The organism is Enterobacter cloacae complex sp. 402C9 (assembly GCF_050030745.1).
GTDB classification, from domain to species: Bacteria; Pseudomonadota; Gammaproteobacteria; order Enterobacterales; family Enterobacteriaceae; genus Enterobacter; species Enterobacter intestinihominis.
Window position 1 is genome coordinate 2986822 of record NZ_JBLGUW010000001.1, and the last position, 22897, is coordinate 3009718.

The following is a 22897-nucleotide window of genomic DNA, read 5'->3' on the forward strand; positions in this document are numbered from 1 at the left end:
TATAGCTTTTAAACCTGTTTTCGCCAGCATGTTTTGCCTTAAATATGAAGTAATCCTAGGTCACCCCACCACAAATTACAGTAGTTGTAATCTGAATAGATCGCGATTTCGTTCCAGGAATTGTCGCAAAATAGTCTGGATGATTACCTGTGCGGCAGCGCAAAATTCAACCGTTCCGTATTCACCACGTGTTGATCAACGCGATCAATATCCACCGAACTCTGCCCCTTTTCATTAACCGCTTTTATGTTCGCGAGCGACAGCAACGTCTCGTTTTTAGCCATAAACTTCCCGCGCACGTCTTTGCGCAAATCGAAGTTCATCTTCAAAGCCGGCCCCGTCGTTGACTCCTGCATCACGTTGATATTACGTAAGAAAAGGTGCTGGGGTTTGTTATGCAGCTCAAGAGTTGCCCGCTGCATCTCAACGTTGGTGATGGCAACAAACGACGTAGCATTGCCGGAGGAAATCTGTATGCCGCGCAGCTTATAGGCAAGCTGTCGGTTATCCAGGCGAATATCGTTAAGTTTGAAGTTCTGCGGTATCGACAGATAATCGCCCTTGATCACGCCATAGCCAATTAGCATTCCGGCGCTGTTGACCATATCGACATTATCAATAACGAAATTATCACAGCCATAAATAGCTACCGTCGCGTTATCAATTCCGGCCTTTTTACTGAAGTCAGGGGTAATATTGCTGGCCTTGATATTACGGATCACAAAGTGTTTACCGTTTTCAACATGCACCAGCTGCCGACAGTTGCTGCCGGTGATATTTGCCACCACGAAGTTTTTAACGGTCTGCTGTTCCGGATAATCATTGTCGTACGTACTGCCGGCCAGCCCGATGCCTATGCCCCAGTTGATCTTGCCGTTGGTGCAGTTGATGTTATCGATCACGTGGTCCGAGATCAGGATGTTGCGGTCGTTAATCGCCACGTTCCACTCAATCGCATCACCCTGCAAGTGACTGAATTTACTGTTGGTAATGCGCGCACCGTCCACCTGATTGTGGAACCCCTGACGCAGGATCGCGTAGTTGGCCTGCGTCACGGTGATGTTATCGATGAGCAGGTTGCGCATCACTCGCCGTTTTTTACCGCCGATGTAGATCTGGGTGACGGGGCCGAAGCCGCTCATCGCCAGCCCTTTAATGACACAGTCGGAGCCACGCACGTCCAGCGTGATGTTATGCGTGCGCCCTTCTCCTTCCCCAATGACCTTGCAGCCCTCCTGAAGCACAAACCGCCCGCGGCCGTTGCCCTTCAGCGCACCGCGGATCAGCAGGGTTTTGCCATCAGGAATGAAAATGCCGGTATTGATGTTTTCACAGGTTAACCCGGCGGGAACAACAACGGTATCGCCCTCGGCAAATGCCTGCCTGAAGGCGGCGATCCAGTCGTTATTGTTGTAACGATCGACAGAAACCGTCTTCCCGGTTGCCGCCCGCACAGCGCGGGGTGACAGCAGCGGCATGGCAGCCAGGACGGATAAAGAAGAGACAAATCGGCGTCGGGTAATCTTATTCAGCATACAACCTCAGCGTTACAGCGTTTGCAGCAGGCTCGCTAACTGGCGATTAATCACCTGCTGATTGAATTCTGCTTCAACTTTTTGCCGCGCATTTTGCAGCACAGGGATCAGCGTCTGCTGATCGATATCGCTGAACGCGGCCAGACGGTCCGCCAGCGCCAGCGCATTGTTTTCAGGGACCAGCCAGCCGGAATGCTCAGAGGTGATCAGCTCCGGGATGCCGCTGTGTAACGTCGAGACCACCGGAATGCCGACGGCCATCGCCTCCATCAGCGCCACGGGAATGCCTTCCATATCGCCGTCGGCGCCGGTTACGGAAGGCAGCAGGAACACATCCGCGTCATCAAGCATGGCTTTCACTTCGTGGCTCGGCTTGAAGCCCGGCATCTCGACCACGTCTTCCAGCTGATACTGTTCAATCAGCGTGCGCAGGCGACGCTCCCACGGCCCGATACCCAGGATGCGGTAGTGGAAGTCCACACCACGCGCCTTCAGTTGGCGACAGGCTTCGATGGCTACGTGCAGCCCTTTCTTTTCAGTCAGGCGGGCAACAGAGATAATTTGCAGCGGCTTGCCCGGCACCTTGACCGGTCGCTGGGTGAAGCGTTCCATATCCACGCCCATGCGTGAAACGGTGATTTTCTCGCTCGGGCACCCCATGGTTTTCAGGCGCCCGGCCCACAGGTTGCTTATCGGCAGCATCATGTCGCCACGGCGGAACAGCTGCTGATATTCCGGTGTGTAGTGGTTCAGCACTTCCCGGCTGGAGATGTCGATACCGTGGAAAATGGTTGCGATTTTGCCGTCAATCACCCCCAGCTCACGCAGTTTTGCCGCCGTTACGCCCGCCGGGCCAAAGTGGGCGATAAAGACATCGGCCCGGTACGGCTGGGCCGTTTGCCCGCAAATGGCGGATAAGATCAGGTTGCGGGCCTCCGCCCCATAGCGCGACATATTCAGCGCCCGCCACGTCGAGGCGCGATGCAGGCCGCGCAGCGTCTGGCTGGCGCGATGGGGCAGTTTGTTCAATCGTCCGGCGGGTTCATCCTGCAACCAGCGGGTTTTCGCCTCCAGCCCATACCGGGTATACGCCGCATGGGTGTTTTGCGTATCGCCCTTTTGCAGGGCGATAATCTCCACGTCATACCCCATATCGATAAACGCGGTGATTTGGTTCAGCACAAAGGTTTCAGACGACAGCGGAAATTTCAGTAAGAAGAAACCAACCTTCATTTCCCCTCCCGGACGCGGTCGAGTACGGATTTCACCATGCCAATACCTTTTTCGCGTTCGGCTTTTACCGCCACCGCCAGACGTTCGTTGATCGCAGGCAGCTGGCCGAGCGTGTCGCCCACCATTGCACCCAGCGATCCGTCCAGCAGATGACGAATATCGACGGCCATTTCCGGCATGCCGAGCTGCTGCATAATGCCCGCAGACTTGTGCTCGTAGTTAATGGCGATGGCTGGCGTGCCGAAGTTCATCGAGATAATGGCCGAGTGCAGACGGGTACCCACGGTCAGGTCGCAGGCTGCGAGCAGTTTGCCCATCTCCAGGTCGTTCAGCTCGTCCATCACCACGTGGTAGCGGGACGGGTCGTTCACCAGGTTGCGCAGGTTCAGCGCCACCATACGATCATCTTTGTTGTAGCTGTCGATACCGGTACAGGTGGAAAGCGCCAGCACCTGGTAACCGCTGTCCAGCACGCGGTTCACCACATCGGCAAAGGCTTTCTCGTACGCCGCCTGGGTCGTGCCGAGGCGTTTATCGAACGGCGCAAGTTCACGCAGGGTAATGGCGACAGTTTTCTGCTTTGCCGCCACGTCCAGCCAGTGCTGTACCGCGTAGCTGGCCTGGAAGCTGTCATCCTGATGATCCACCAGCCAGGCGGTGTCTACACCGTGCTCCACTTTGGTGGTGTCGATTTCGCTGCGCTTCATCATGTCGAGGCTGACCGATTCACGCAGGATCAGCGCGTCGCAGTGGCCGAAGACATAGTTCGCCAGCTGGTTAAACTGCGGATCCTGGAATGGCCCGACGCTGTGGCCGATCATAAACAGCGGTTTTTTCGCCATAAAGGTGCAGAGCGCATGCTCAAACTGCGGCACGCCGTACAGGTCGACGAAGAACGAGCCGCCCACCTGAATAATGGCGTCATAGCCGGACAGCAGACGCACGAAATCGGTAAAGCCCTGCGCGATGGCGATGTTGCGCAGCTTGCCGGTGTCGGTTACGCGAGAAAGCAGCACCTGATGCTGGTAGCGGCGACGCAGCACTTTCTTCACGCGCCCCATCACGCCCGCGGCGTTGTTATGCTGTTTCATCTGGCTGTAGAGCGGGTCGCCCATCACCGGGCGGTTCAGTAACCAGGATGAGCTGACCGGATAACGGCTCATCACATCCACTTCTGTCTCAGGCTTAAGGGTGTTAATTGCATCCAGTAAACCGCGCAGGATGGCGCTGTCGCCACGGTTGCCGCAGGTATGGTTGCCAAGAATAAGTAATTTCATAATGGCCTCGTAAAATTAGCCTGCGCGAAGCAGCGTTTTCATTTTTTCGTTACGGCAAAACTGGCGCTTTATCTCAACCACCAGCGCATTGCGTGACAGTACAATCATCACGCCGAATGCCAGCGCGCCTGCCGCGACCTGCACCGCAAGCAGCGCCGCCAGCGGCAGATGCCCGTTGAGCACCACGCCCAGGCCGTAGCTCACCGCAAGCGTCGGTAAGGAGAGATAGAACGGCAGCCACAGGCTGAGGATGTACTGACGGTAGCTGGAGCCCAGCACCGGTTTGATCATCACGAAGTAACTCAGCACGGTATTGACGATCTGCACCAGCAGGAAGCCGAGCGTCACGCCAATGGCACCCGCCATGTGCCCGCCCACAATAATTGCCGGAATAAACAGGAAGGTTTTAAACACGTTGAACTTGAAGCTGATATCCACGCGCGCCTTCGCCATCAGCAGAGAACCAATCGGGTTCCCCACCGAGCGCAGCAGCCCCACAACGCACAGCAGTTGCAGGATTGGGATGATGCTGTTCCACTTCTCGCCAAACACCAGCGGTACGAAATTGCTGGCGACAACCATCAGCCCCAGCAGTACCGGGAAGTTGATGATCCCCACCACGGAGAGCAGCTTGTAAAAGTTCACACGCAGCTTCTCGGTATCGTCCTGAATTTTGGCGAACGCCGGGAACAGCACGCGGGTAATGATTGGGTTGAGCTTCATCGGTGGGACAACCGCGACGTTATACGCCAGGTTGTAGCCGCCCGCGACGCTCGCGCCCAGAATGCGCGCCAGCACCAGCGTAGAGAGGTTAGTATTCACATAGTTGATAATGCTGTCTGCCGTCAGCCACGCGCCGAAGCGCAGGTTGGATGAAACAGACGCCAGCGAAAAATGCAGTCCCGGGCGATAAATCTTGCGGCCAAAGAAGCCAAACAGCAGCGTGCGCACGGCAGAGTTAACGAGGTAGCCGAGAATGGCGGTCATCGCCAGCGGCCAGAAATGGGCGCTGACAACGGTGAAGGTAAAGCCCGCCAGCACGGCGCTGGTTTCAATCATGCCTATCTTATTGAACTCCAGCTCTTTCTGCATCAGCGCGCGGAACTGCTGCCCGTGCGGGATCACCACGAAAGCAAACGACAGGGTGCGCATCAGCGGCGCCAGGTCCGGGTTATGCAGCACGCTGGCAATCACATCGCTCAGCAGGAACACCAGCACAAAGACGAAGATACCCAGCCCGACGTTCAGCCAGTAGAGGGTGGTCAGCTCCAGATGGCTGATCTCTTTGCGCTGGATAATGGAGTTGGCGATACCAAAGTCCGACAGCGTATCGGCCAGGGCGATAATCACCAGCGAGACGGTCAGCAGACCAAACTGGTGGTTATCGATAATGCGCGCCAGCACCGTCATCTGCACCAGGCCGAGGCCAATGATGACGATGGTGGCCATGGCTGACCATTTTGCGCCGCTGATGGTTTTTTCTCGTAAGCTCATCTTAGTACGCCGCTTTGTTCACGAAGCCTTTGAAAATGGTCAGAAAAACAATCTTGATATCGAACCAGAGGCTCCACTCACGGATGTACTCCAGATCGAACTCGATGCGTTTTTCCATTTTTTCCAGCGTGTCGGTCTCGCCGCGCCAGCCGTTGATCTGCGCCCAGCCGGTGATGCCCGGCTTCACCTTATGGCGCAGCATGTAGCCTTCGATCAGGGTACGGTACTGCTCGTTATGGGCCACGGCGTGGGGACGAGGACCGACGATGGACATCCCGCCGGTGAACACGTTGATGAACTGCGGCAGCTCATCGAGCGAGGTACGGCGCAGGAAGTTACCCACGCGGGTGACGCGCGGATCGTTCTGCGTCGCCTGGGTCACCACCTTGTCGTTCTCCATCACCTTCATGGAGCGGAATTTCCACACCATGATCGGCTTACCGTCCATGCCGTAGCGGGTCTGACGGAAGATGATCGGCCCCGGAGAGCTGAGCTTCACCGCCAGCGCAATGCAGCACAGCACCGGGGAGATGAGCAGCAGGATCAGGGACGAAAGTACGATATCCTCCACGCGCTTCAGCACGCGGTTAATCCCCGACAGCGGCGTGTCGTACAACGGAACAACCGGTACCCCGTTCACCTCTTCAATACGGGAGTGGAGAATATTGAAGGTAAACACGTCAGGGATGAGGATCACCGAGCAGGTGGTATCGGCAAGCTCGCGCATCAGTTTCTTGATGCGGGATTCATCTTTCATCTGCATGGCGATGTAGACGTTGTGAATTTTGCCGGCTTTCGCGTCTTCTATCAGCTGTTCGTAGCTGCCCGCCCAGTCAGATGGTACGCCGCCGGGCTTCGCGTCGTGATAAACCCCGACCACTTCAAAACCTAACCATGGCTCTTTGCGGAAGCTGTCGAGCAACACCTGTCCCACCGGCAGGTCGCCCGCCACGACAACAAAGCGACGGTTATACCCACGGTTGCGCAGCCAGCCCGCGCCAAAGCGGATCAGCGAGCGGCAGACCACCATGCCAACGCTGGTTAACAGATACCAGCAGAGATAGGTCACAAGCCGATTATCAAAATCATGGCTGAACGCCACCAGGCCTGCGCTGAAAATCAGGCTTAAGGTCCAGTTCTGGAGCAACAGCATCAGTTCGGTGGTCATTTTGACGCCACGCCATGAACGATAGAAATCGGTCATGCCGCCGATCATCTGAAACACCACCAGCGCAATCAACGCCATCAGCAAGTGCATGTATAAGAACGGCTGCCCGCTGACCCAACACACCGCCCACAGTCCGCCGACCATGATGGTGATATCAGAAAAACGCTGCACCATAGAGATTAACGATGCATTCGTTCTCGCTCGCTCGCGCTTTTTTAGATTTGTCATCGTTGTTCCTTTAGTTCTAAACCTTTCCCCTCGCCCCTCACCCCGGCCCTCTCCCCAAAGGGGAGAGGGTGTTCAAGTTCCCTCTCCCCTTTGGGGAGAGGGTTAGGGTGAGGGGTAAGGTTTTATTTTTACTGATTCAACAGCGCCAGAATGTCCTTCGTTCGGGCTTCCATCAGCGCGGTATCGGCGCGGGACTCCACGTTCAGGCGCACCACCGGCTCGGTGTTGGAGGAGCGCAGGTTGAAGCGCCACTGCGGGAACGCCATGCTGATACCGTCGGTACGGTCAATCTCCAGCGCATGAATGGCAAAGTGCTGTTCGACGCGGGCGATGGCCTCGGCTGGCTGTGCCAGTTTGCTGTTGATCTCCCCGCTCGCCGGGAACGCCGCCATGCGGTCGCGCACCAGCTCGCCCAGGCTCTGCCCTTTCAGGCACAGCAGCTCGGTTACCAGCAGCCACGGGATCATCCCGCTGTCGCAGTAGGCAAAATCACGGAAATAGTGGTGGGCGCTCATCTCGCCGCCGTAGATGGCGTCTTCCTCGCGCATACGCTCTTTGATAAACGCGTGGCCGGTTTTGGACATCACCGGCTCGCCGCCCGCGGCCTTCACCACGTCAACGGTGTTCCAGGAAAGACGCGGATCATGAATGATCTTCGCGCCCGGGTTTTTCTCAAGGAACGCTTCCGCCAGCAGGCCAACGATGTAGTAGCCTTCGATAAACTGCCCTTTCTCGTCGAACAGGAAGCAGCGGTCGAAATCGCCGTCAAAGGCGATACCCATATCGGCGCCGTGCTCAATCACCGCGTTGCGGGTGTCGTCGCGGCACTCCGGCAGCAGCGGGTTAGGAATACCGTTCGGGAAGTTGCCGTCAGGCGTGTTGTGCACTTTGACGAAGGTCACCGGCACGTTCAGCGCCTTAAAGCGGGCTTCAAGTGCATCGACAACCGGGCCTGCCGCGCCGTTGCCGGAGTTAATCACCAGCTTCAGCGGTTTGAGGTTCGCCACGTTGATGTAGCCCAGCAGGTGGTCGATGTACTCTTTTTGCAGGTTGATCTGCTTATAGCTGCCGCGCTTCGCTTCGTTCACCGGCGGGAAGTCGTTGGCCTCGGCCAGACGCTGCACATCGCGCAGACCGGTGTCGCCGCTGATAGGACGCGCGCCCTTGCGCACCAGCTTCATGCCGTTGTAGTCCATCGGGTTATGGCTGGCCGTCACTTCGATACCGCCGTCCACGCCGAGGTGGAAGGTGGCAAAATAGATCTCTTCGGTACCGGAAAGGCCAATGTCCAGCACGTCGACGCCCGCGTCCTGTAGCCCTTTCGCCAGCGCCAGCTTCAGGGATTCGCTGGTGAGACGCACGTCGCCGCCCAGCACGATAGTTTGTGGTTTCAGGTATTCGCCGTACGCGCGGCCGATGCGCCACGCAATGTCTTCGTTCAGCTCTTCGCCCAGCTTGCCGCGAATATCGTAGGCTTTAAAACAGGTTAATTTTTCCATGATGACCCCTTTTTCAGGCAACAGTTGGCCCGCCCGTTAACAGGCTTAATTGTTTTTTATTCATTCGTAGGCCGGATAAGCGAAGCGCCATCCGGCGTTAAGACGGCGCTACACCCGCCCGTAGCGGTCCTGGAAGCGCACGATATCGTCCTCTTCCAGATACGAACCGGAACGCACCTCAATTAAGTCGAGTGGAATTTTCCCCGGGTTTTCCAGGCAGTGCGTGGCACCCAGCGGAATATAAATGGACTCGTTTTCACCGAGCAGCTTCACTTCACCGTTGATGGTCACTTTGGCTGTCCCCGCCACCACTACCCAGTGTTCGGCGCGGTGATGGTGCATCTGCACCGACAGCCCTTCTCCAGGCTTCACGGTGATGCGTTTCACCTGGTAACGCTCGCCGGCGTCAATGGAGTCATATTTGCCCCACGGGCGGTAGACTTCGCGGTGAATATGGTGTTCGTGGCGGCCATCGGCCTTGATCTTCTCCACCACTTTTTTAACGTCCTGCACGGCATTACGGTCGGCAATCAGCACCGCGTCTTTGGTCTGCACGACCACCAGATCTTTCACCCCTACCGTGGTGACAAGGCCAGATTCGGCGTAGACGTAGCTGTTTTCCGTTTTGTGGCTGATCACATCACCGTGATGGACGTTACCCTCCGGGGTATGGGCGCTAATCTCCCACAGTGACGACCAGGAGCCAACGTCGCTCCAGCCCGCATCCATCGGCACCACTACCGCATCTGCCGTACGTTCCATCACGGCATAGTCAATGGACTCTTCCGGACAGGCGAGGAAGGCTTCTTCGTCCACGCGGATAAAATCGAGATCCGGATCCACCACCGCCATCGCTTTTTCGCAGGCATTTAAGATATCCGGGCGATATTTTTCCAGCTCTTCCAGATAGCGACCGGCGCGGAACAGGAACATACCGCTGTTCCAGTAGTATTCACCGCTGGCCACGTAGGCCTGGGCGGTTTCCAGATTCGGTTTTTCGACAAACTGCGCCACGTCAAAGGCCACGCTGTCGCCTTCACCAGGCGTAACGCTGCCGCGGCGAATGTAGCCATAGCCGGTTTCCGGGAGATCCGGCACGATGCCGAAGGTCACCAGCTTGCCGTTCTCAGCGTAAGGAATCGCCGCGCGAACCGCGTCGCGGAAGGCGTCTTCCTGCTGAATAACGTGGTCAGCCGCCAGCACCAGCATCAGCGGGTCGCAGTCCGGGCTGCTGCGTTTTGCCGCCAGCGCCGCAAGAGCAATAGCAGGCGCGGTGTTGCGTCCGGCAGGCTCCAGAATGATATTTTCGGTCAGTTTATTCAGCTGGCGCAGCTGCTCGGCAACGATAAAGCGGTGCTGCTCGTTACAGATCACCACCGGGCTTTCACACTCCACGCCGTGCAGACGGTTAACCGTCGTTTGCAGCATGGTGAGGTCGCCCTTCAGGCACAGAAATTGTTTTGGATAAAGCACGCGGGACAGTGGCCACAACCGGCTCCCGGATCCACCCGCCATTACGACCGGATACAAAGTGGTTTGACTCATGATTTATCCCCGTATATCTGCAATAAATTGGCTCAGCACGTTCTCTTTCTCGAGCGTGCGTTCGGCATATTCACGTGCCACCGTGTTCTCTTTTGGCATGGCGAGTGCCTGCTCAATTCCGGTCACCAGCGCAGGAACCGATTCTGGCTCTACGCAAACGGCAATGCCCGGGTAGCTGTTGCACAGCTGGCCTAATTCTGTTGCGGCTTCTGCCGTAATCACCGCATTTCCGCCCACTGCCAGAATGTTGGTCAGCTTGGACGGCAGCACCGCATCCGCCGCGCCGCGTTTTTGTACCACCAGATGGCAATCCGCCATTTTCAGCAGCGCGGGCAGCGCGTCATAAGACTGAAGCGGGAAGAAGCGGATGTTGGTCAGTCCGCGCTCGCTGGCCATTTTTTCCAGCCGCGCTTTACCGCCGCCCTGCCCGACTATCACGAACATCCACGGGTGTTCGCTCAGCTGAAGCGCGGCGTCAATCACGCTCTCCAGCCCCTGTTTTTCGCCGATGTTGCCTGAGTAAAGAATGATTTTTTGATCTTCAGGCAACCCGAGCTGCGCGCGTAACGCCTGCGCATCCTGGTCTGTCACATCGCGGAAACGCGCCACTTCGGACCAGTTCGGAAAGAAGATCACCTTCTCCGCCGGGACACCCTTCTCCTGCGCCTTGTTCATCATCGAGCGCGAGATGGTCGAGACGTAATCCACGTTGTGCAGGCCGCTGCGCTCAAAGGCGCTGGCGAGCTTCGCCACCTTGCCGCCCTTGCCTTTCCCGGCCATCCCCAGTCCGAGCATGGCGTCCACTTCATAATCCTGAATGTGCAGCAGGGTGCGCGCGCCGGAGAGTTTTCCCAGCAGGCGCATGCCTGGCGTGCAGAACAGCGTCGGCACCACGCCGATGATGCGATCCGGCTTCCAGCGACGCTGCGCCATCAGCGGGAAAAAACTGCTCAGGGCAAAGCTGCCCAGATGAATTAAACGTTTCAGCGTCGAGGGCTGTTTCGGCACGTAGAGCGGGCAGCGCCAGACGGTCGCAGCCCCCTCTTCGCGGCGGTAGCGCCAGCTGGAATAGCGTTCGCCTACCTTCCACTCCGGGTAATACGGCGGGGCGGTAATCACCCGCACGTCATGTCCCTGGCTCGCCATCCACTCGACCATCTCGCCGGTGTATTTCCCGATACCGGTAAGCTCCGGCGAGTAGTTAATTCCGTAGACGAGGATTTTCATAGGCCTGGCACCTCGGCCTGACGTTCCGCAAGGAAGTACGCCCGACTGTTGTCATGGACGTTGTCGCTTGCCAGCAGCGCCTCTGGCGTTAACCAGCGGTAATCGTCATGCTGAGAATCAGGCAGACGCAGGTCTGCCTCACTCACCTTCAGGCGGAACCCCAGCACGACATAGTGCGTGGTGAACCCGGTGCCCGAAAAGTTATCGTCATAGAAGTGCTGCCAGACCCCGTAAAACTGGCCCGCTGCCATCGGCAGTTGCAGGCCCAGTTCCGCCAGAGTGAGACGCTCAAACGCATCGCTTAGCGTCTCATCCTTCTGCACGCGCCCGCCGGGCACGAACCAGAAGCCCTGTGCAGGACGATTGGTTCGTTTCCCCAGCAAGAACTCGCCGCGTTCGTTCTCCACGATCAAATCAATTGAGATGAGCGGAGTGGAACGCACCACCGTGGCAAAATCTTCCTGACTTAAAAACATCATTACCCCCGGAAGCGGTGCTGGTTTTCCAGGAACCACTGGTAGGTGCTGGCCAGCCCCTGCTCCAGTGAGACCTCGTGATACCAGCCAAGCTGATGCAGACGGGTCACGTCCAGCAGCTTGCGCGGCGTGCCGTCCGGTTTGGTGGCATCAAACACCACGCGTCCTTTGTAGCCCACCACCTGCGCGATGGTCTGCGCCAGCTCGCGAATGGTGCAGTCCACGCCGGTCCCGACGTTAATGTGCGACAGCATCGGCTCGGTGTTTTCCTGCCACACCTCGCGATCCAGCTCCATGACGTGAATGCTGGCTGCCGCCATATCGTCCACGTGCAGGAACTCGCGCATTGGCGTGCCGCTGCCCCACACCACCACGTCCGGGGCGTTTTCGGCAGTCGCCTCGTGGAAACGACGCAGCAGCGCCGGGATCACGTGCGAATTGCTCGGGTGGAAGTTGTCGTGCGGTCCGTAGAGGTTGGTCGGCATCACCGAGCGATAGTCGCGGTTATACTGACGGTTGTACGATTCACACAGCTTGATCCCGGCAATTTTGGCAATCGCGTACGGCTCGTTGGTGGCTTCCAGCGTGCCCTGCAACAGTTCGCTCTCGGCGATCGGCTGTTTCGCCATTTTTGGGTAAATACAGGATGAACCGAGGAACAGCAGCTTGTTCACGTTGTGCAGATGCGCCGCGTGAATGATGTTGCTCTCAATCATCATGTTCTCGTAGATGAAATCCGCCGGGTAGGTGTTGTTAGCGACAATGCCGCCCACCTTCGCCGCCGCCAGATACACCTGGTCGATACGTTCGCTGGCGAAGAAGTCCTGCACCGCTTTGCTGTCAAGCAAGTTCAGCTCGTCGCGGGTGCGAACAATCACCTCAACGTCGCCGCGCTGTTCAAGCTGGCGGACAATCGCGGAACCCACCATTCCGCGATGACCGGCGACAAAAATACGTTGTTTTGTCATTCTCAGGACTCCAGCGCGATGGCAACCTCGTAGCCATGGGACTTGAGCAGGGAGTGTTTTTTCGCTGCTTCAAGATCTTTGGCCACCATCTCGGATACCATTTCTTGCAGGGTGGTTTCTGGTTTCCAGCCCAGCTTCTCGTGCGCTTTGGTTGGGTCGCCCAGCAGGGTTTCCACTTCAGCAGGACGGAAGTAACGCGGATCCACCTGAACAATCACGTCGCCTGGCTTCACGCCCGGTGCGTCGTGGCCGGTCACGGAAACAACGATACCCTTCTCTTCCACGCCGGTGCCTTCGAAGCGCAGCTTGATGCCCAGCTGTGCCGCAGCCATCTCAACGAACTGACGTACGGAGTACTGCACGCCGGTCGCGATCACGAAGTCTTCTGGCTGTTCCTGCTGCAGCATCATCCACTGCATTTTCACGTAGTCTTTCGCATGGCCCCAGTCACGCAGGGAGTCCATGTTGCCGAGGTGCAGGCAAGACTCCAGACCCTGAGCGATGTTAGCGATCGCGCGGGTGATTTTACGGGTCACGAAGGTTTCGCCACGACGTGGGGATTCGTGGTTGAACAGAATGCCGTTACAGGCGTACATGCCGTAGGATTCACGGTAGTTCACAGTGATCCAGTAAGCGTACAGTTTCGCTACCGCGTACGGAGAACGTGGGTAGAACGGCGTGGTCTCTTTCTGTGGAATTTCCTGCACCAGGCCGTACAGCTCAGAGGTAGATGCCTGATAGAAACGGGTTTTCTTCTCAAGACCCAGGAAGCGAATCGCTTCCAGCAGACGCAGGGTACCCATGGCGTCCACGTCAGCGGTGTATTCCGGGGATTCGAAGGAAACCGCAACGTGGCTCATCGCGCCCAGGTTGTAGACTTCATCCGGCTGTACTTCCTGCAGGATGCGGGTCAGGTTGGAGGTATCGGTCAGGTCGCCGTAGTGCAGGTGGAATTTCGGGTTTGCCGCATGCGGATCCTGGTAAATGTGATCGACACGTTCGGTGTTAAATGAAGACGCACGACGTTTAATACCGTGTACTTCATACCCTTTTTCCAGCAGTAACTCTGCCAGGTAAGAACCATCCTGCCCGGTAACGCCGGTGATGAGAGCGACTTTAGACATGTTTATATTCCTCTACTTATGAATTTAATCAGTTTCAACGCGTTCGCGTATCACCACTGCGGGGTTGCCACGGCAAATTTTATTTGCCGGTAGCGATTTAAAAACGCTGCTGCGGGCACCGACTACCGTGCCATCGCCAACAGAAACACCGGGTGCAACAAAAACATCCGTTGCCAGCCAGCATTTTTCACCGATCACAACAGACGAAGCGGTAATATCAAAATGCGGGCTCATAAAATCGTGGCTGCCGGTGCACAAATAACACTTCTGTGAAACCACCGAATTTGCGCCAATCGTAATCTCGCCAAGGGTATATAACACCGCGTCATCCCCAACCCAGGCGTAATCCCCAAGCGTTAATTTCCAGGGATAAGTAATTTTCACCGAAGGACGAATGACTACGTTTTTTCCTATTTTTGCGCCAAACAGACGCAGTAAAAATGCGCGCCAGCGGTACAGTATTTGCGGCGACCAGGCAAATAACGTTGCCTGTACAGCCCACCACAGTTGAACTTTAATACCGCTCCCGCCCCGAAAGCCTTTCGGCACGGAGAATCCATTTAATTCCTGCATTACGTTTCCTTATATCTCAGGCTTTGTTATATAAGGCTTTCGCTTTACCCGTCGTTTTCAGACGTAAGAAATAAGATAATTCCGCCCAGAACCCCGGTACGCGTAATATTTTACGCTGCACGTTTTTGGCATCCTGGCACAATTCCAGATTATTCGAGGTTGACACGCCGCCCATTGAAAATTCGGATACCAGTCCTTTAATTCGACGGAACGGGTAGCCAGATTTGTACAGGCTGGCGGCCAGGGCATAATCTGATGACACTTTATATTGCAAATCGTAAGGCTGCTTTTTCAGGCCGCTCATCGGAAAGAAAATAGCCTGATGGCTTGCCGGCAAGCTGTGGTAGATATACCAGCCTGGTTTCGCGCCGCGCAGGACTTTTTTCCCCTCGCCGAAATCAAGCAGCGCATCACCGATAAACATGGCATCTTCTTTCTGGCGCGCCAGCTGGCGTGCAAACATCGCCACATCTTCATGGAACACGTCGCCGGAATTGAGGAAGATGGCGTAGCGCCCCTGCGCCATGTTGATGCCTTTATTCATGGCATCGTAAATGCCTTTATCTTTCTCGCTGATGTAACGTAAGTTGAACTCACCGTTAAGTTTTTCCAGGAACTCCGCCGTGCCGTCGTTCGAGCCGCCATCGACCACGATCCACTCAAAGGTGAGGCTCGGATCGCGCGCCAGGTTGCGCAGCGAGCGCCAGGTTTTTACCACCCCTTCGTGGTTACGAAAGGCGACAGTAATGACGCTAAGAAACATAAATCACCTCATTTCTTCATACGCTCGTAATATTCAGCGCTTTGCGCAAAATAAACGGACATACAATTAAGAATGCATATTCCGGGCTAAATATTGACCCGGTAAAAAACAACGACACCGGTGTGAACAGATAAAGTTGCACGCGAAAGTTCTGGTTATCACCAAACGCGTTAATCATCATTTTGAAAACTTTAAACAGATACCACAGTGTCAACAGTACGGCGAACCAGGAAAAATAGATAATTAACAGATACAGACCATTGTCTATGGTTTTACCGACATCCGCACCGTTAAAGATTCCGAATGATGCAACATATTCGTAAAGTGAGCCGAATCTTACTACGCCATCAATATGGGTTAAGGAATAACCCACCATCACCAGTGGACCAATGATGCGATAATAGGACGACGAACCTTCCGTTCCCAAATCACCCAGACGTTCAGAAATGTACGGGAATGCGAATATTACGCCCACTAAAAATACCGTCAGAGAAATGATCGCCAGCGGCAGTTTTTTCTTAATCGCCTCTTTGTTCAGGTACTGGAACGCCCACTCCAGCAGGTAAAACAGAATAAACGTCATTACCCCTGAGAACGACCCTGACAGAACGATTCCTGCAAGAATCATAGCATCGGTCTTGGGGGTTTTGATACCGAACTGTTTGATGCTGAGCCAAATTGAGATTAATGCCAGAGCAAAAAACGCCGGTTCAAAATAGAGCGCAGTGGTACGCTTGCCACCAAACTTAATGAAGTTCAGTACATAGCTGTTACTGTATATAAGATATTTCGAAATTATTTCCATCAGGCTACTGCCGCCTGTGAGAATAATTTGCGCCATCTCCAATGCCGCAAGCATAACAATCAGCCCGACGACAATATAAAAGAACCTGAGGATTTTCCTATAATTGTGCGGAGAGATAGTTTTAAAACGAATACTCCACACCATGCCAATAATGATAACGATATAAACAAACAGCATGGTGGAGGTGACATATTTGCTGGCGTCCAGCGACTGACCAAAGATGTAGTTAAACGCCGTCAGACCAAACCCGATCCCCAGCGCAATCATCAGCTTTTTGAGGTTAAGCTTATCAACGTATAGCAACAGCAGAACCGGCAGGAAGGTGACGATGGTGATTGGGAAGCTTTCACCGAGCTGGGCAATCTTGACGTTGACCAGCAGGTAGATCAGCGGCAGCAGCAGATAACTACAGATTCTGATAGAACGAGACATACTCCTCCAGCATCTGTTGTCCACTGTACGCTTTACGGCTGCGGTTGCGGAACGATTCCAGGTCCGTGCCAAAAACAGCCTGCGCGATATCGGCCTTCGACAGCTGCACCAGCGGCAGCACCTCGTTCTCACTGAAGGTTTTACCGCCCGATTTCTCCAGCACTTCGCGCGCCGCGTCGCTGTGGGTGGCAATGACCGGCACGCCAATGGAGAGCGCTTCGCACAGGATCAGCGGGTAGTTGTCCACGCGGGAGCTGAACACCAGCGCGTCCATACCGTTGAGCGCGCTCATCAGTTTGCGCTTGTCGGTTTCAAACCCGTGATTCACCACGTTAGCGCCTTCGAACGGCGAGAATTTGCCGAAGGTATGCAGCTCAATTTTGTCGCCGAGCGCCATCATGTCGCGCACCAGCTGTTGGTTGGTTTTGCCGTCGTAGCGCAGGTCATGGGCGACGACCGCAATATTCGGCTTGCCGGTGGTAATGGCTACGGGCGTCAGTTCGGCCAGGATCTCTTCCGTCGCCACATCAATACCGTTGTTGATAATCTGGCAGCGCCCTGCTCCGTACAGGCTATTAAAAGCATCTGCCACGTGCTGGCTTGGAGAGATAAAGGTGCAGCCGAGCGAGAGCATGTCGCGGAACAGCTGACGCTTGCCCTCAACCAGCTGATGCGCGCGATCGACCTTCACCGGCGGATAGTTGCTGAGCGTAGGGCATTTCTGGCAGTTATCTTTCCAGCCTTCGCAGCCGTCGGTAAAGGCGCAGCGTCCGGTCACGCTCCAGTGGTCGTGTAGCGTCCAGACGAAACGGGTGTCCGGCTTGTGCGCCTTCACTTTTCCACAAAACGCTACCACCTCTTCCAGATTCAGCCAGTAGCTGTGTAGCACGTGGAAGTGCAGCACAACCGGCCCGCGGGTGCGGGTGACGGTGCGGTAGAGGTTATTCAGGTTGCCGAACAGGTCGCGGTTAAACAGGCGGAACAGCGCAATATTGGCGATGGAGGTCAGACGTGGCGTCTGCTTCAGCACCTGCGGATAGTTATCATGGCTGACGCTTTTCTTGCCGCCCTTGCCGTAACCGTAAACAAAGCGCGACTGTAATCCTTTTTGCAGCGCGCGCTGGTGCAGATCCAGCGCTACGCCTGCCGCCCCGCCCTCTGCGAGGCGTACGTTAAATTGCAGAATGTTCATTTAATCACCTTCACGCGGGCTTTCTCGCCCACCACCAGCGCATTGTCCGGAATGCTGTCCAGCACCACGCTACCTGCGCCAACCGTCACGTTATTGCCCACGGTAATCTCCCCGATCATCACCACGTTGGCGCCCAGCTCGACGTTATTGCCAATCACCGGGCAGGCCAGGCTGTCTGGCCCACGGTTGCCGATTGTCACCCCGTGGCGAATGGTGAAATCATCACCCGCGACGACGAACTTGTTGATGACAACCGCATAGCCGTGATGAATGGTAAAGCGGCGGCCAATGGTGGCAGCGGCCTGAATTTCATAGCCAAAAAAGCATTCGGTGATGATGCGGTACAGCACCAGCACCGGCGCGGCCCAGATATTGTTCAGCACATTTTTTTTGCGCCACACCGAGCAAAAGTGCGCAATACGGTAGGCCAGAACCATGCAGCACGGGCGCAGGCTCCAGCTGTTAGCGCGGCAATCTTCCAGAAACATTATTTCCCCCGAAGCCCGTCAGCCAGACGCTTGCCGTTACGCACCGACAGCAGCGTCAGCAGCGTGCGCCAGTTCATGCGCTTGTTACGGATCTGATACAGGGTGAAGAGCTGATACTTCCGGCTGGCACGGTCAAACTTGTCCTTGTGCTTGCGGTAAAAATGGAAGTAGCCCGAGAATTTTTTCGGTGACGAGGTGATCTGCATCTCCCCGTGGTTGATGTGCAGGATCTGCGTGGCCTCTTCCACCTTCCACGGCTCGCCGTACTCCACCACCATCCGCAGGAAAATGTCGTAATCCTGTGCGGCCTTCAGCTCGGTATCGAACAGACACTCCTTAAAGCGCCAGGCCCAGGTAAATACCTGATTGCCAATGATGTTGCGCTTGTAGAACAGGCGGCGGGAATACGGTGATTTCGGATACAGCGGCAGGCTGGCCGGCTGCGAATAGACCTCGCCCTGACAGACATAGTCGTTGGCATACAGAAACGCGTGGGTCACCAGCTGCGCTTTGTGCGACAGGAAGATCGACAGACGGTTTGGCGTCCATTCGTCATCATCGTCGATACCGGTCAGATACTGCCCTTTCGCCTGCATAATCGCCTGATTGCGCACCGCGCACGCCCCGGAGTTGATGGCGTTGTGCGTGTACACCACGCGCGGGTCGTTCAGGTCTTCGACAAACTTTTGCAGCTGTTCGTAAGAGGAGGAACAGTCATCCACGATAATCAGTTCCCAGTTATCGTAATCCTGACGCAGGACCGATTTAATCGCGCGGATCGCCAGCTGCTGACGATTCCATGTCGGCATATAGATAGAAATCAAAGGGCGTTGTGTGCTCATGTATTCCTCCTGCCCCTCACCCCGGCCCTCTCCCCGAAGGGGGGAGGGTGAAAGACCGCACCAGGCAGTCCCCTCTCCCCTCAGGGGAGAGGGTTAGGGTGAGGGGTGTGGGGTGTGTTTTGTTATTTAGAGTCAGACTTGTATTCGTACTCGTAGTAGCCGTAATCCTGATAACCCGTCGCACGGCGGAAGATGGAGTTCAGAATGACCCCTTTCACCTCAATACCGTTCTGCTCAAAGCGGCTCAGGCTGGTTTCCACTTCCTTCAGGGTGTTCACCGCATAGCGTGCAACCATCAGCGTGGTGCCCGCATGACGCCCTACCACGGCGGCGTCGGTGACCGCCAGAATTGGTGGGGTATCGATCAGCACCAGGTCATAGTTTTTGCTTGCCCACTCGATCAGCTGCGTGAAGCGCTCGCTCATCAGCAGTTCAGACGGGTTCGGCGGTACCTGGCCACGCGGGATCAGGTCAAATTTCGGAATCGAGGTCGGCTTGGCGCTCTCGCTGATCTCCCCTTTACCCAGCAGGATTTCCGACAGGCCGTTAACGTTGTTGGTACCCAGCAGCTCATGGGTGTAGCCCTTACGCATGTCGCAGTCGATCAGCAGCACGCGCTTGTTGGTCTGGCTCACCACCGCCGCCAGGTTGGCACAGACGAAGGTCTTACCAATTGACGGGCTGACACCTGTCATCATCAGGACGTTGTTTTTGGCCTGCATCATGGCGAAGTGGAGGCTGGTACGCAGGCTACGCACCGCTTCAATCGCCAGGTCGGTCGGGTTACCCACGGCCAGCAGCTGGCTCTGTTTGTAACGCTTGACGCCCTTAACGGTTTTGACGCTGTCACGGGACTTCTGCCACTCCGAAAGCGGGATGCTGGCGTACACGCTGATCCCGTTCTCTTCCAGCACCTGCGGGCTTTCGATACCGCGGTTGAACAGCGAGCGCAGCAGCACGCCGACGATAGAGAGCATCAGGCCGAGAATAATGCTGCCGAGGATAATCAGCGCTTTCTTCGGCTTCAGCACGCCCGGCTGGGTAATCGCCGGGTCAACGATACGCACGTCGCCCACGGTGCTGGCTTCGGTGATTTTCAGCTCCTGCTGCTTGTTCAGCAGTTGCATGTAAACCTGCTGGCCGGATTCCACATCACGCGTCAGGCGTACGATTTCCTGCTGCGTCTTCGGCATCGCGGTCACGCGGTCATTCAGCTTCGCCTTCTCTTCTTCCAGGGTACGACGTTTCTCGAGCAGCGTGCGGTACGCCGGGTGACGTTTGGTATAGAGCTTGGAAATTTCCGCCTCTTTAAAGGTCAGCTCGTTTAGCTGCGCATCAATATTGACCATGGAGTCGAGAACCGATTTCGCCTCCAGCGGCAGGTCGACGGAGTCTTTATCCTGACGGTATGCGTTCAGCTTGTTCTCGGCGTCATCCAGACGGGCGCGCACCTCCGGCAGCTGTTTACTGAGGAACGCGAGGCTTTTAGCGGCTTCCGCTGACTTGCGCTCAACGTTCTGCTCAAGGTAGTTACGGGTGATGCTGTTCAGGATGTCGCGGATTTGATCCTTGTCTTCACCGGTGAAGGTCATGCTCAGGACGCCGGTGTCCTTGCCGTTTTCGGTGACGGTCAGGTTGTTTTGCAGATTGTTGATCATCCCGAGCGTCGAGAATTTGGTGACCGTAAACTCACCGCCCTCGTGCGCCTGGATGGCACCAACCCTGATGCTCACGCCATCTTTGGTCAGCATCTGCCCCACTTCGCCGCGCGCGCTGAAGCCTGCGTCGCTGGTCAGCTGATACTGTTTTGGTCCCAGCACGGTCAGGGTAAAGGTTTGGTCCCCTGCCCCTTTTGGAATCACGAAGTCGGTCACTTTTACCGTATCGTTACTGCGCCCCATCAGGCGATCCCAGCCTGCGCCAAACACCGGGAAGGTGTTTTTGGTGACCGCGATATCCAGCCCCAGATCGTGAACCGTTTTGCCCAATACCAGGCGCGACTGGATCAGCTGAATTTCAGCCTCCGATGCCGGCGGCTTGTTGGCCAGCGCAGAGCCGATATCCTGAACCAGCGAGTTTCCGGTATTTTGTTCGATCTGCACCAGCGCGTCGGCGCTGTAAATAGGCGTCGCGAACAGCGTATAAACGATCGCCGCCACGGCAAAGATGGCGGTTATACCCAGCACCCACCATTTCGCTTCAATAACGGTCCCGACCAGGCGACCGATATCGATTTCATCACTGCCCGACGTCGGGGCGGCAGAAGGTCTTGTTTTTTCTGTCATTGTTATCCCTGCTGAGCTTTCAGTGCCTGCGCCCACTGGCGGGCAGACTGGTCTAGTAAGGTGTATACCGCCTCAAAGGCCTCGCGGCTCTTGCGATACGGATCGGGAATTTCGCGCTCACCATCCCAGTGACCAAACAGCATCACCTTGCCGCGCATCTCCGGTGCGATATCGCACAGCGCGTGAATGTGGCGTTTTTCCATCGCGAGGATCAGGTCATATTCCCGGCACATTCGGCCAGAGACCTGACGGGCAACGTGCCCGTCGAGTGAGAGGTTATGCTCAAGGGCGACGCTTGCGGCACGTTCGTCGGCACCTTTTCCGACCAGCGCGCCCAGCCCTGCGGAGTCGACCGTTAACGCAGGCTGGTAATTTTTCAACAGCCTTTCAGCCGTGGGGGAACGGCAAATGTTCCCCACACACACCACCAGAATTTTGTTAAACATCGCGGCTTACCAGGTATGAATGTCGCTCGCCGTATCCGTCATGTAGCGAACGCCACTGATGGTAGGCAGCAACTGGTTGATCAGACGGTTCCAGCGGGCAACCGGCGCGGTGGTGACATAGACCACATCGTATGGCTGGAGACGGAACGACGTTGCCATGACCAGCGACGTCGCGTCGGACATGTCCAGCTGGTAGATGTTGGCAATCTTGCCTTTCGCGTTTTCGCCTTTGATCGGACGGATCACAAAGATGCCGCTGGCGTTGGAGGCGGTCAGATCGATACCTTCCGCGTTGCCCAGCGCTTCGGTCAGGGTCATACCGCTGAAGTCCATCTTAAGGGTGCTCTGTTTCTTCACTTCACCCATCACGAACACTTTCAGATCGTCGTTGCGCGGCACGTAAAGAATATCGCCCGGATAGAGGAGACGGTTCTGGGTCAGGTCACCGTTTTGCATCAGAGCCTGAAGCGAAATGCGCTGCTCTTTGCCGTTGTGGGTCAGCACCACGTTGCGCCAGTCAGCACCGTCGGTTAAGCCGCCTGCGGCATTGATCGCATCAAGAACGGTGAGCGGGACGTTGGTGATAGCCTGCTGGCCGGATTTGTTGACCTGGCCTGAGATATAGGCTTTCTGGGATCGGAACGCGGCGATATTAACGTCCACCTGCGGGTCAGCAATGTACTGCGCCAGGCGGCCGGTAATATCACTACGGATCTCAGCAAGCGTTTTGCCCGCGACGTGCACTTTGCCAATGTAGGGATAGAACATGGTGCCATCGGACTGTACCCAGTTACCGGTGTCGCTTGAGCTACGGTACTGGCCCGCAGGTGTGGTCAGTTCCGGGTGATCCCAGACGGTCACGTTAATGACGTCACCCGGACCAACGCGATACTGGTAAGAGGCAATTTCCTGGTCCAGAGACATATTTGGCTGAGCAACATTCGGACGTGGGCGTAATTGTTCTACCAGACGTGGGGTTAATGGGTAAACATTCACCATTTTGTCGAGATCAAAATCAGCATCCTGCTGTTTAATCACATCCTTGCCCATTGTTGACATATTGCTGCCGGGAAAGACCGTGCAACCACTCATCAAGGTCACAGACACCAATAATGGCATCAATTTCATTTTGGATTTCATCATTGATTATTTATCACTTTGGCAGAGTAATTATCCTGTGCAATTAAAATAAGCGCGGGTCGTGGTGACAATCAGAATGCAGTTAATCATTTAGCAATATAACTGGCATCAGTCCTAAAAAAAGCTTATTCATCCATTGGCTATTGACAGAATAATT

The 22897-nt window shown here is 55.8% G+C and carries 20 protein-coding genes; all 20 read right to left on the reverse strand.

Translation table 11 applies throughout. From position 1 onward, the window contains the following. Window positions 1-143: 143 nt before the first annotated feature. Window positions 144-1535 carry a colanic acid biosynthesis protein WcaM gene (gene wcaM, locus ACQG1K_RS14345; protein WP_367075984.1) on the reverse strand — a complete coding sequence of 464 codons (1392 nt, stop codon included), beginning with the start codon at window positions 1533-1535 and terminating at the stop codon, window positions 144-146. Between the two features lie 12 nt (window positions 1536-1547). Next, window positions 1548-2768 carry a colanic acid biosynthesis glycosyltransferase WcaL gene (gene wcaL, locus ACQG1K_RS14350; RefSeq protein ID WP_367075986.1) on the reverse strand — a complete coding sequence of 407 codons (1221 nt, stop codon included), beginning with the start codon at window positions 2766-2768 and terminating at the stop codon, window positions 1548-1550. Continuing rightward, on the reverse strand, window positions 2765-4045 hold the full coding sequence (wcaK, locus tag ACQG1K_RS14355; protein WP_367075988.1) for a colanic acid biosynthesis pyruvyl transferase WcaK: 1281 nt from the start codon (window positions 4043-4045) through the stop codon (window positions 2765-2767). The genes wcaL and wcaK overlap by 4 nt, the downstream gene beginning before the upstream one ends. Window positions 4046-4060: 15 nt before the next feature. After that, entirely contained in the window at window positions 4061-5539 is a 1479-nt protein-coding gene (gene wzxC / locus ACQG1K_RS14360; protein ID WP_063841326.1) for a colanic acid undecaprenyl disphosphate flippase WzxC, read from the reverse strand. Window position 5540: 1 nt separating this feature from the next. After that, entirely contained in the window at window positions 5541-6935 is a 1395-nt protein-coding gene (gene wcaJ / locus ACQG1K_RS14365; RefSeq protein ID WP_426720824.1) for an undecaprenyl-phosphate glucose phosphotransferase, read from the reverse strand. A 128-nt stretch (window positions 6936-7063) separates the two neighbouring features. Continuing rightward, the gene (cpsG, locus tag ACQG1K_RS14370) at window positions 7064-8434 is read right to left on the reverse strand and encodes a colanic acid biosynthesis phosphomannomutase CpsG (RefSeq protein WP_022648631.1); all 1371 of its coding nucleotides are present in this window, start codon (window positions 8432-8434) and stop codon (window positions 7064-7066) included. Window positions 8435-8542: 108 nt separating this feature from the next. Beyond that, the gene (gene cpsB / locus ACQG1K_RS14375) at window positions 8543-9979 is read right to left on the reverse strand and encodes a mannose-1-phosphate guanyltransferase (protein WP_023300545.1); all 1437 of its coding nucleotides are present in this window, start codon (window positions 9977-9979) and stop codon (window positions 8543-8545) included. 3 nt (window positions 9980-9982) lie between these two features. Next, window positions 9983-11206 (reverse strand): colanic acid biosynthesis fucosyltransferase WcaI, encoded by a 1224-nt coding sequence (wcaI, locus tag ACQG1K_RS14380; RefSeq protein ID WP_022648633.1) that lies wholly within the window; start codon window positions 11204-11206, stop codon window positions 9983-9985. Continuing rightward, window positions 11203-11682, reverse strand: coding sequence for a GDP-mannose mannosyl hydrolase (locus ACQG1K_RS14385; RefSeq protein ID WP_072201098.1), 480 nt, complete (start codon window positions 11680-11682; stop codon window positions 11203-11205). Before ACQG1K_RS14385 ends, wcaI begins: the two co-directional genes overlap by 4 nt. A gap of 2 nt (window positions 11683-11684) precedes the next feature. Beyond that, window positions 11685-12650 (reverse strand): GDP-L-fucose synthase, encoded by a 966-nt coding sequence (gene fcl, locus ACQG1K_RS14390; RefSeq protein ID WP_015572377.1) that lies wholly within the window; start codon window positions 12648-12650, stop codon window positions 11685-11687. A gap of 2 nt (window positions 12651-12652) precedes the next feature. Then, complete coding sequence (gmd, locus tag ACQG1K_RS14395; RefSeq protein WP_003863514.1) at window positions 12653-13774, reverse strand: GDP-mannose 4,6-dehydratase; 1122 nt, start codon at window positions 13772-13774, stop codon at window positions 12653-12655. A 24-nt stretch (window positions 13775-13798) separates the two neighbouring features. Further along, the gene (gene wcaF / locus ACQG1K_RS14400; RefSeq protein WP_367075992.1) at window positions 13799-14347 is read right to left on the reverse strand and encodes a colanic acid biosynthesis acetyltransferase WcaF; all 549 of its coding nucleotides are present in this window, start codon (window positions 14345-14347) and stop codon (window positions 13799-13801) included. A 16-nt stretch (window positions 14348-14363) separates the two neighbouring features. Beyond that, window positions 14364-15110 (reverse strand): colanic acid biosynthesis glycosyltransferase WcaE, encoded by a 747-nt coding sequence (wcaE, locus tag ACQG1K_RS14405; RefSeq protein WP_367075994.1) that lies wholly within the window; start codon window positions 15108-15110, stop codon window positions 14364-14366. A 16-nt stretch (window positions 15111-15126) separates the two neighbouring features. Continuing rightward, on the reverse strand, window positions 15127-16347 hold the full coding sequence (gene wcaD / locus ACQG1K_RS14410) for a colanic acid polymerase WcaD (protein WP_022648637.1): 1221 nt from the start codon (window positions 16345-16347) through the stop codon (window positions 15127-15129). Beyond that, window positions 16322-17539: a colanic acid biosynthesis glycosyltransferase WcaC gene (gene wcaC, locus ACQG1K_RS14415; protein WP_045308632.1), complete on the reverse strand. Its 1218-nt coding sequence runs from the start codon at window positions 17537-17539 to the stop codon at window positions 16322-16324. The genes wcaD and wcaC overlap by 26 nt, the downstream gene beginning before the upstream one ends. After that, window positions 17536-18027, reverse strand: coding sequence for a colanic acid biosynthesis acetyltransferase WcaB (wcaB, locus tag ACQG1K_RS14420; RefSeq protein ID WP_023300548.1), 492 nt, complete (start codon window positions 18025-18027; stop codon window positions 17536-17538). Before wcaB ends, wcaC begins: the two co-directional genes overlap by 4 nt. Then, window positions 18027-18869 carry a colanic acid biosynthesis glycosyltransferase WcaA gene (wcaA, locus tag ACQG1K_RS14425; RefSeq protein ID WP_006811246.1) on the reverse strand — a complete coding sequence of 281 codons (843 nt, stop codon included), beginning with the start codon at window positions 18867-18869 and terminating at the stop codon, window positions 18027-18029. The genes wcaB and wcaA overlap by 1 nt, the downstream gene beginning before the upstream one ends. 122 nt (window positions 18870-18991) lie before the next feature. Further along, window positions 18992-21154, reverse strand: coding sequence for a tyrosine-protein kinase Wzc (gene wzc / locus ACQG1K_RS14430; protein WP_022648640.1), 2163 nt, complete (start codon window positions 21152-21154; stop codon window positions 18992-18994). Between the two features lie 2 nt (window positions 21155-21156). Continuing rightward, on the reverse strand, window positions 21157-21600 hold the full coding sequence (gene wzb, locus ACQG1K_RS14435) for a low molecular weight protein-tyrosine-phosphatase Wzb (protein WP_003862078.1): 444 nt from the start codon (window positions 21598-21600) through the stop codon (window positions 21157-21159). 6 nt (window positions 21601-21606) lie between these two features. Beyond that, on the reverse strand, window positions 21607-22743 hold the full coding sequence (locus ACQG1K_RS14440) for a polysaccharide export protein (protein WP_022648641.1): 1137 nt from the start codon (window positions 22741-22743) through the stop codon (window positions 21607-21609). Between the last annotated feature and the right edge of the window lie 154 nt (window positions 22744-22897).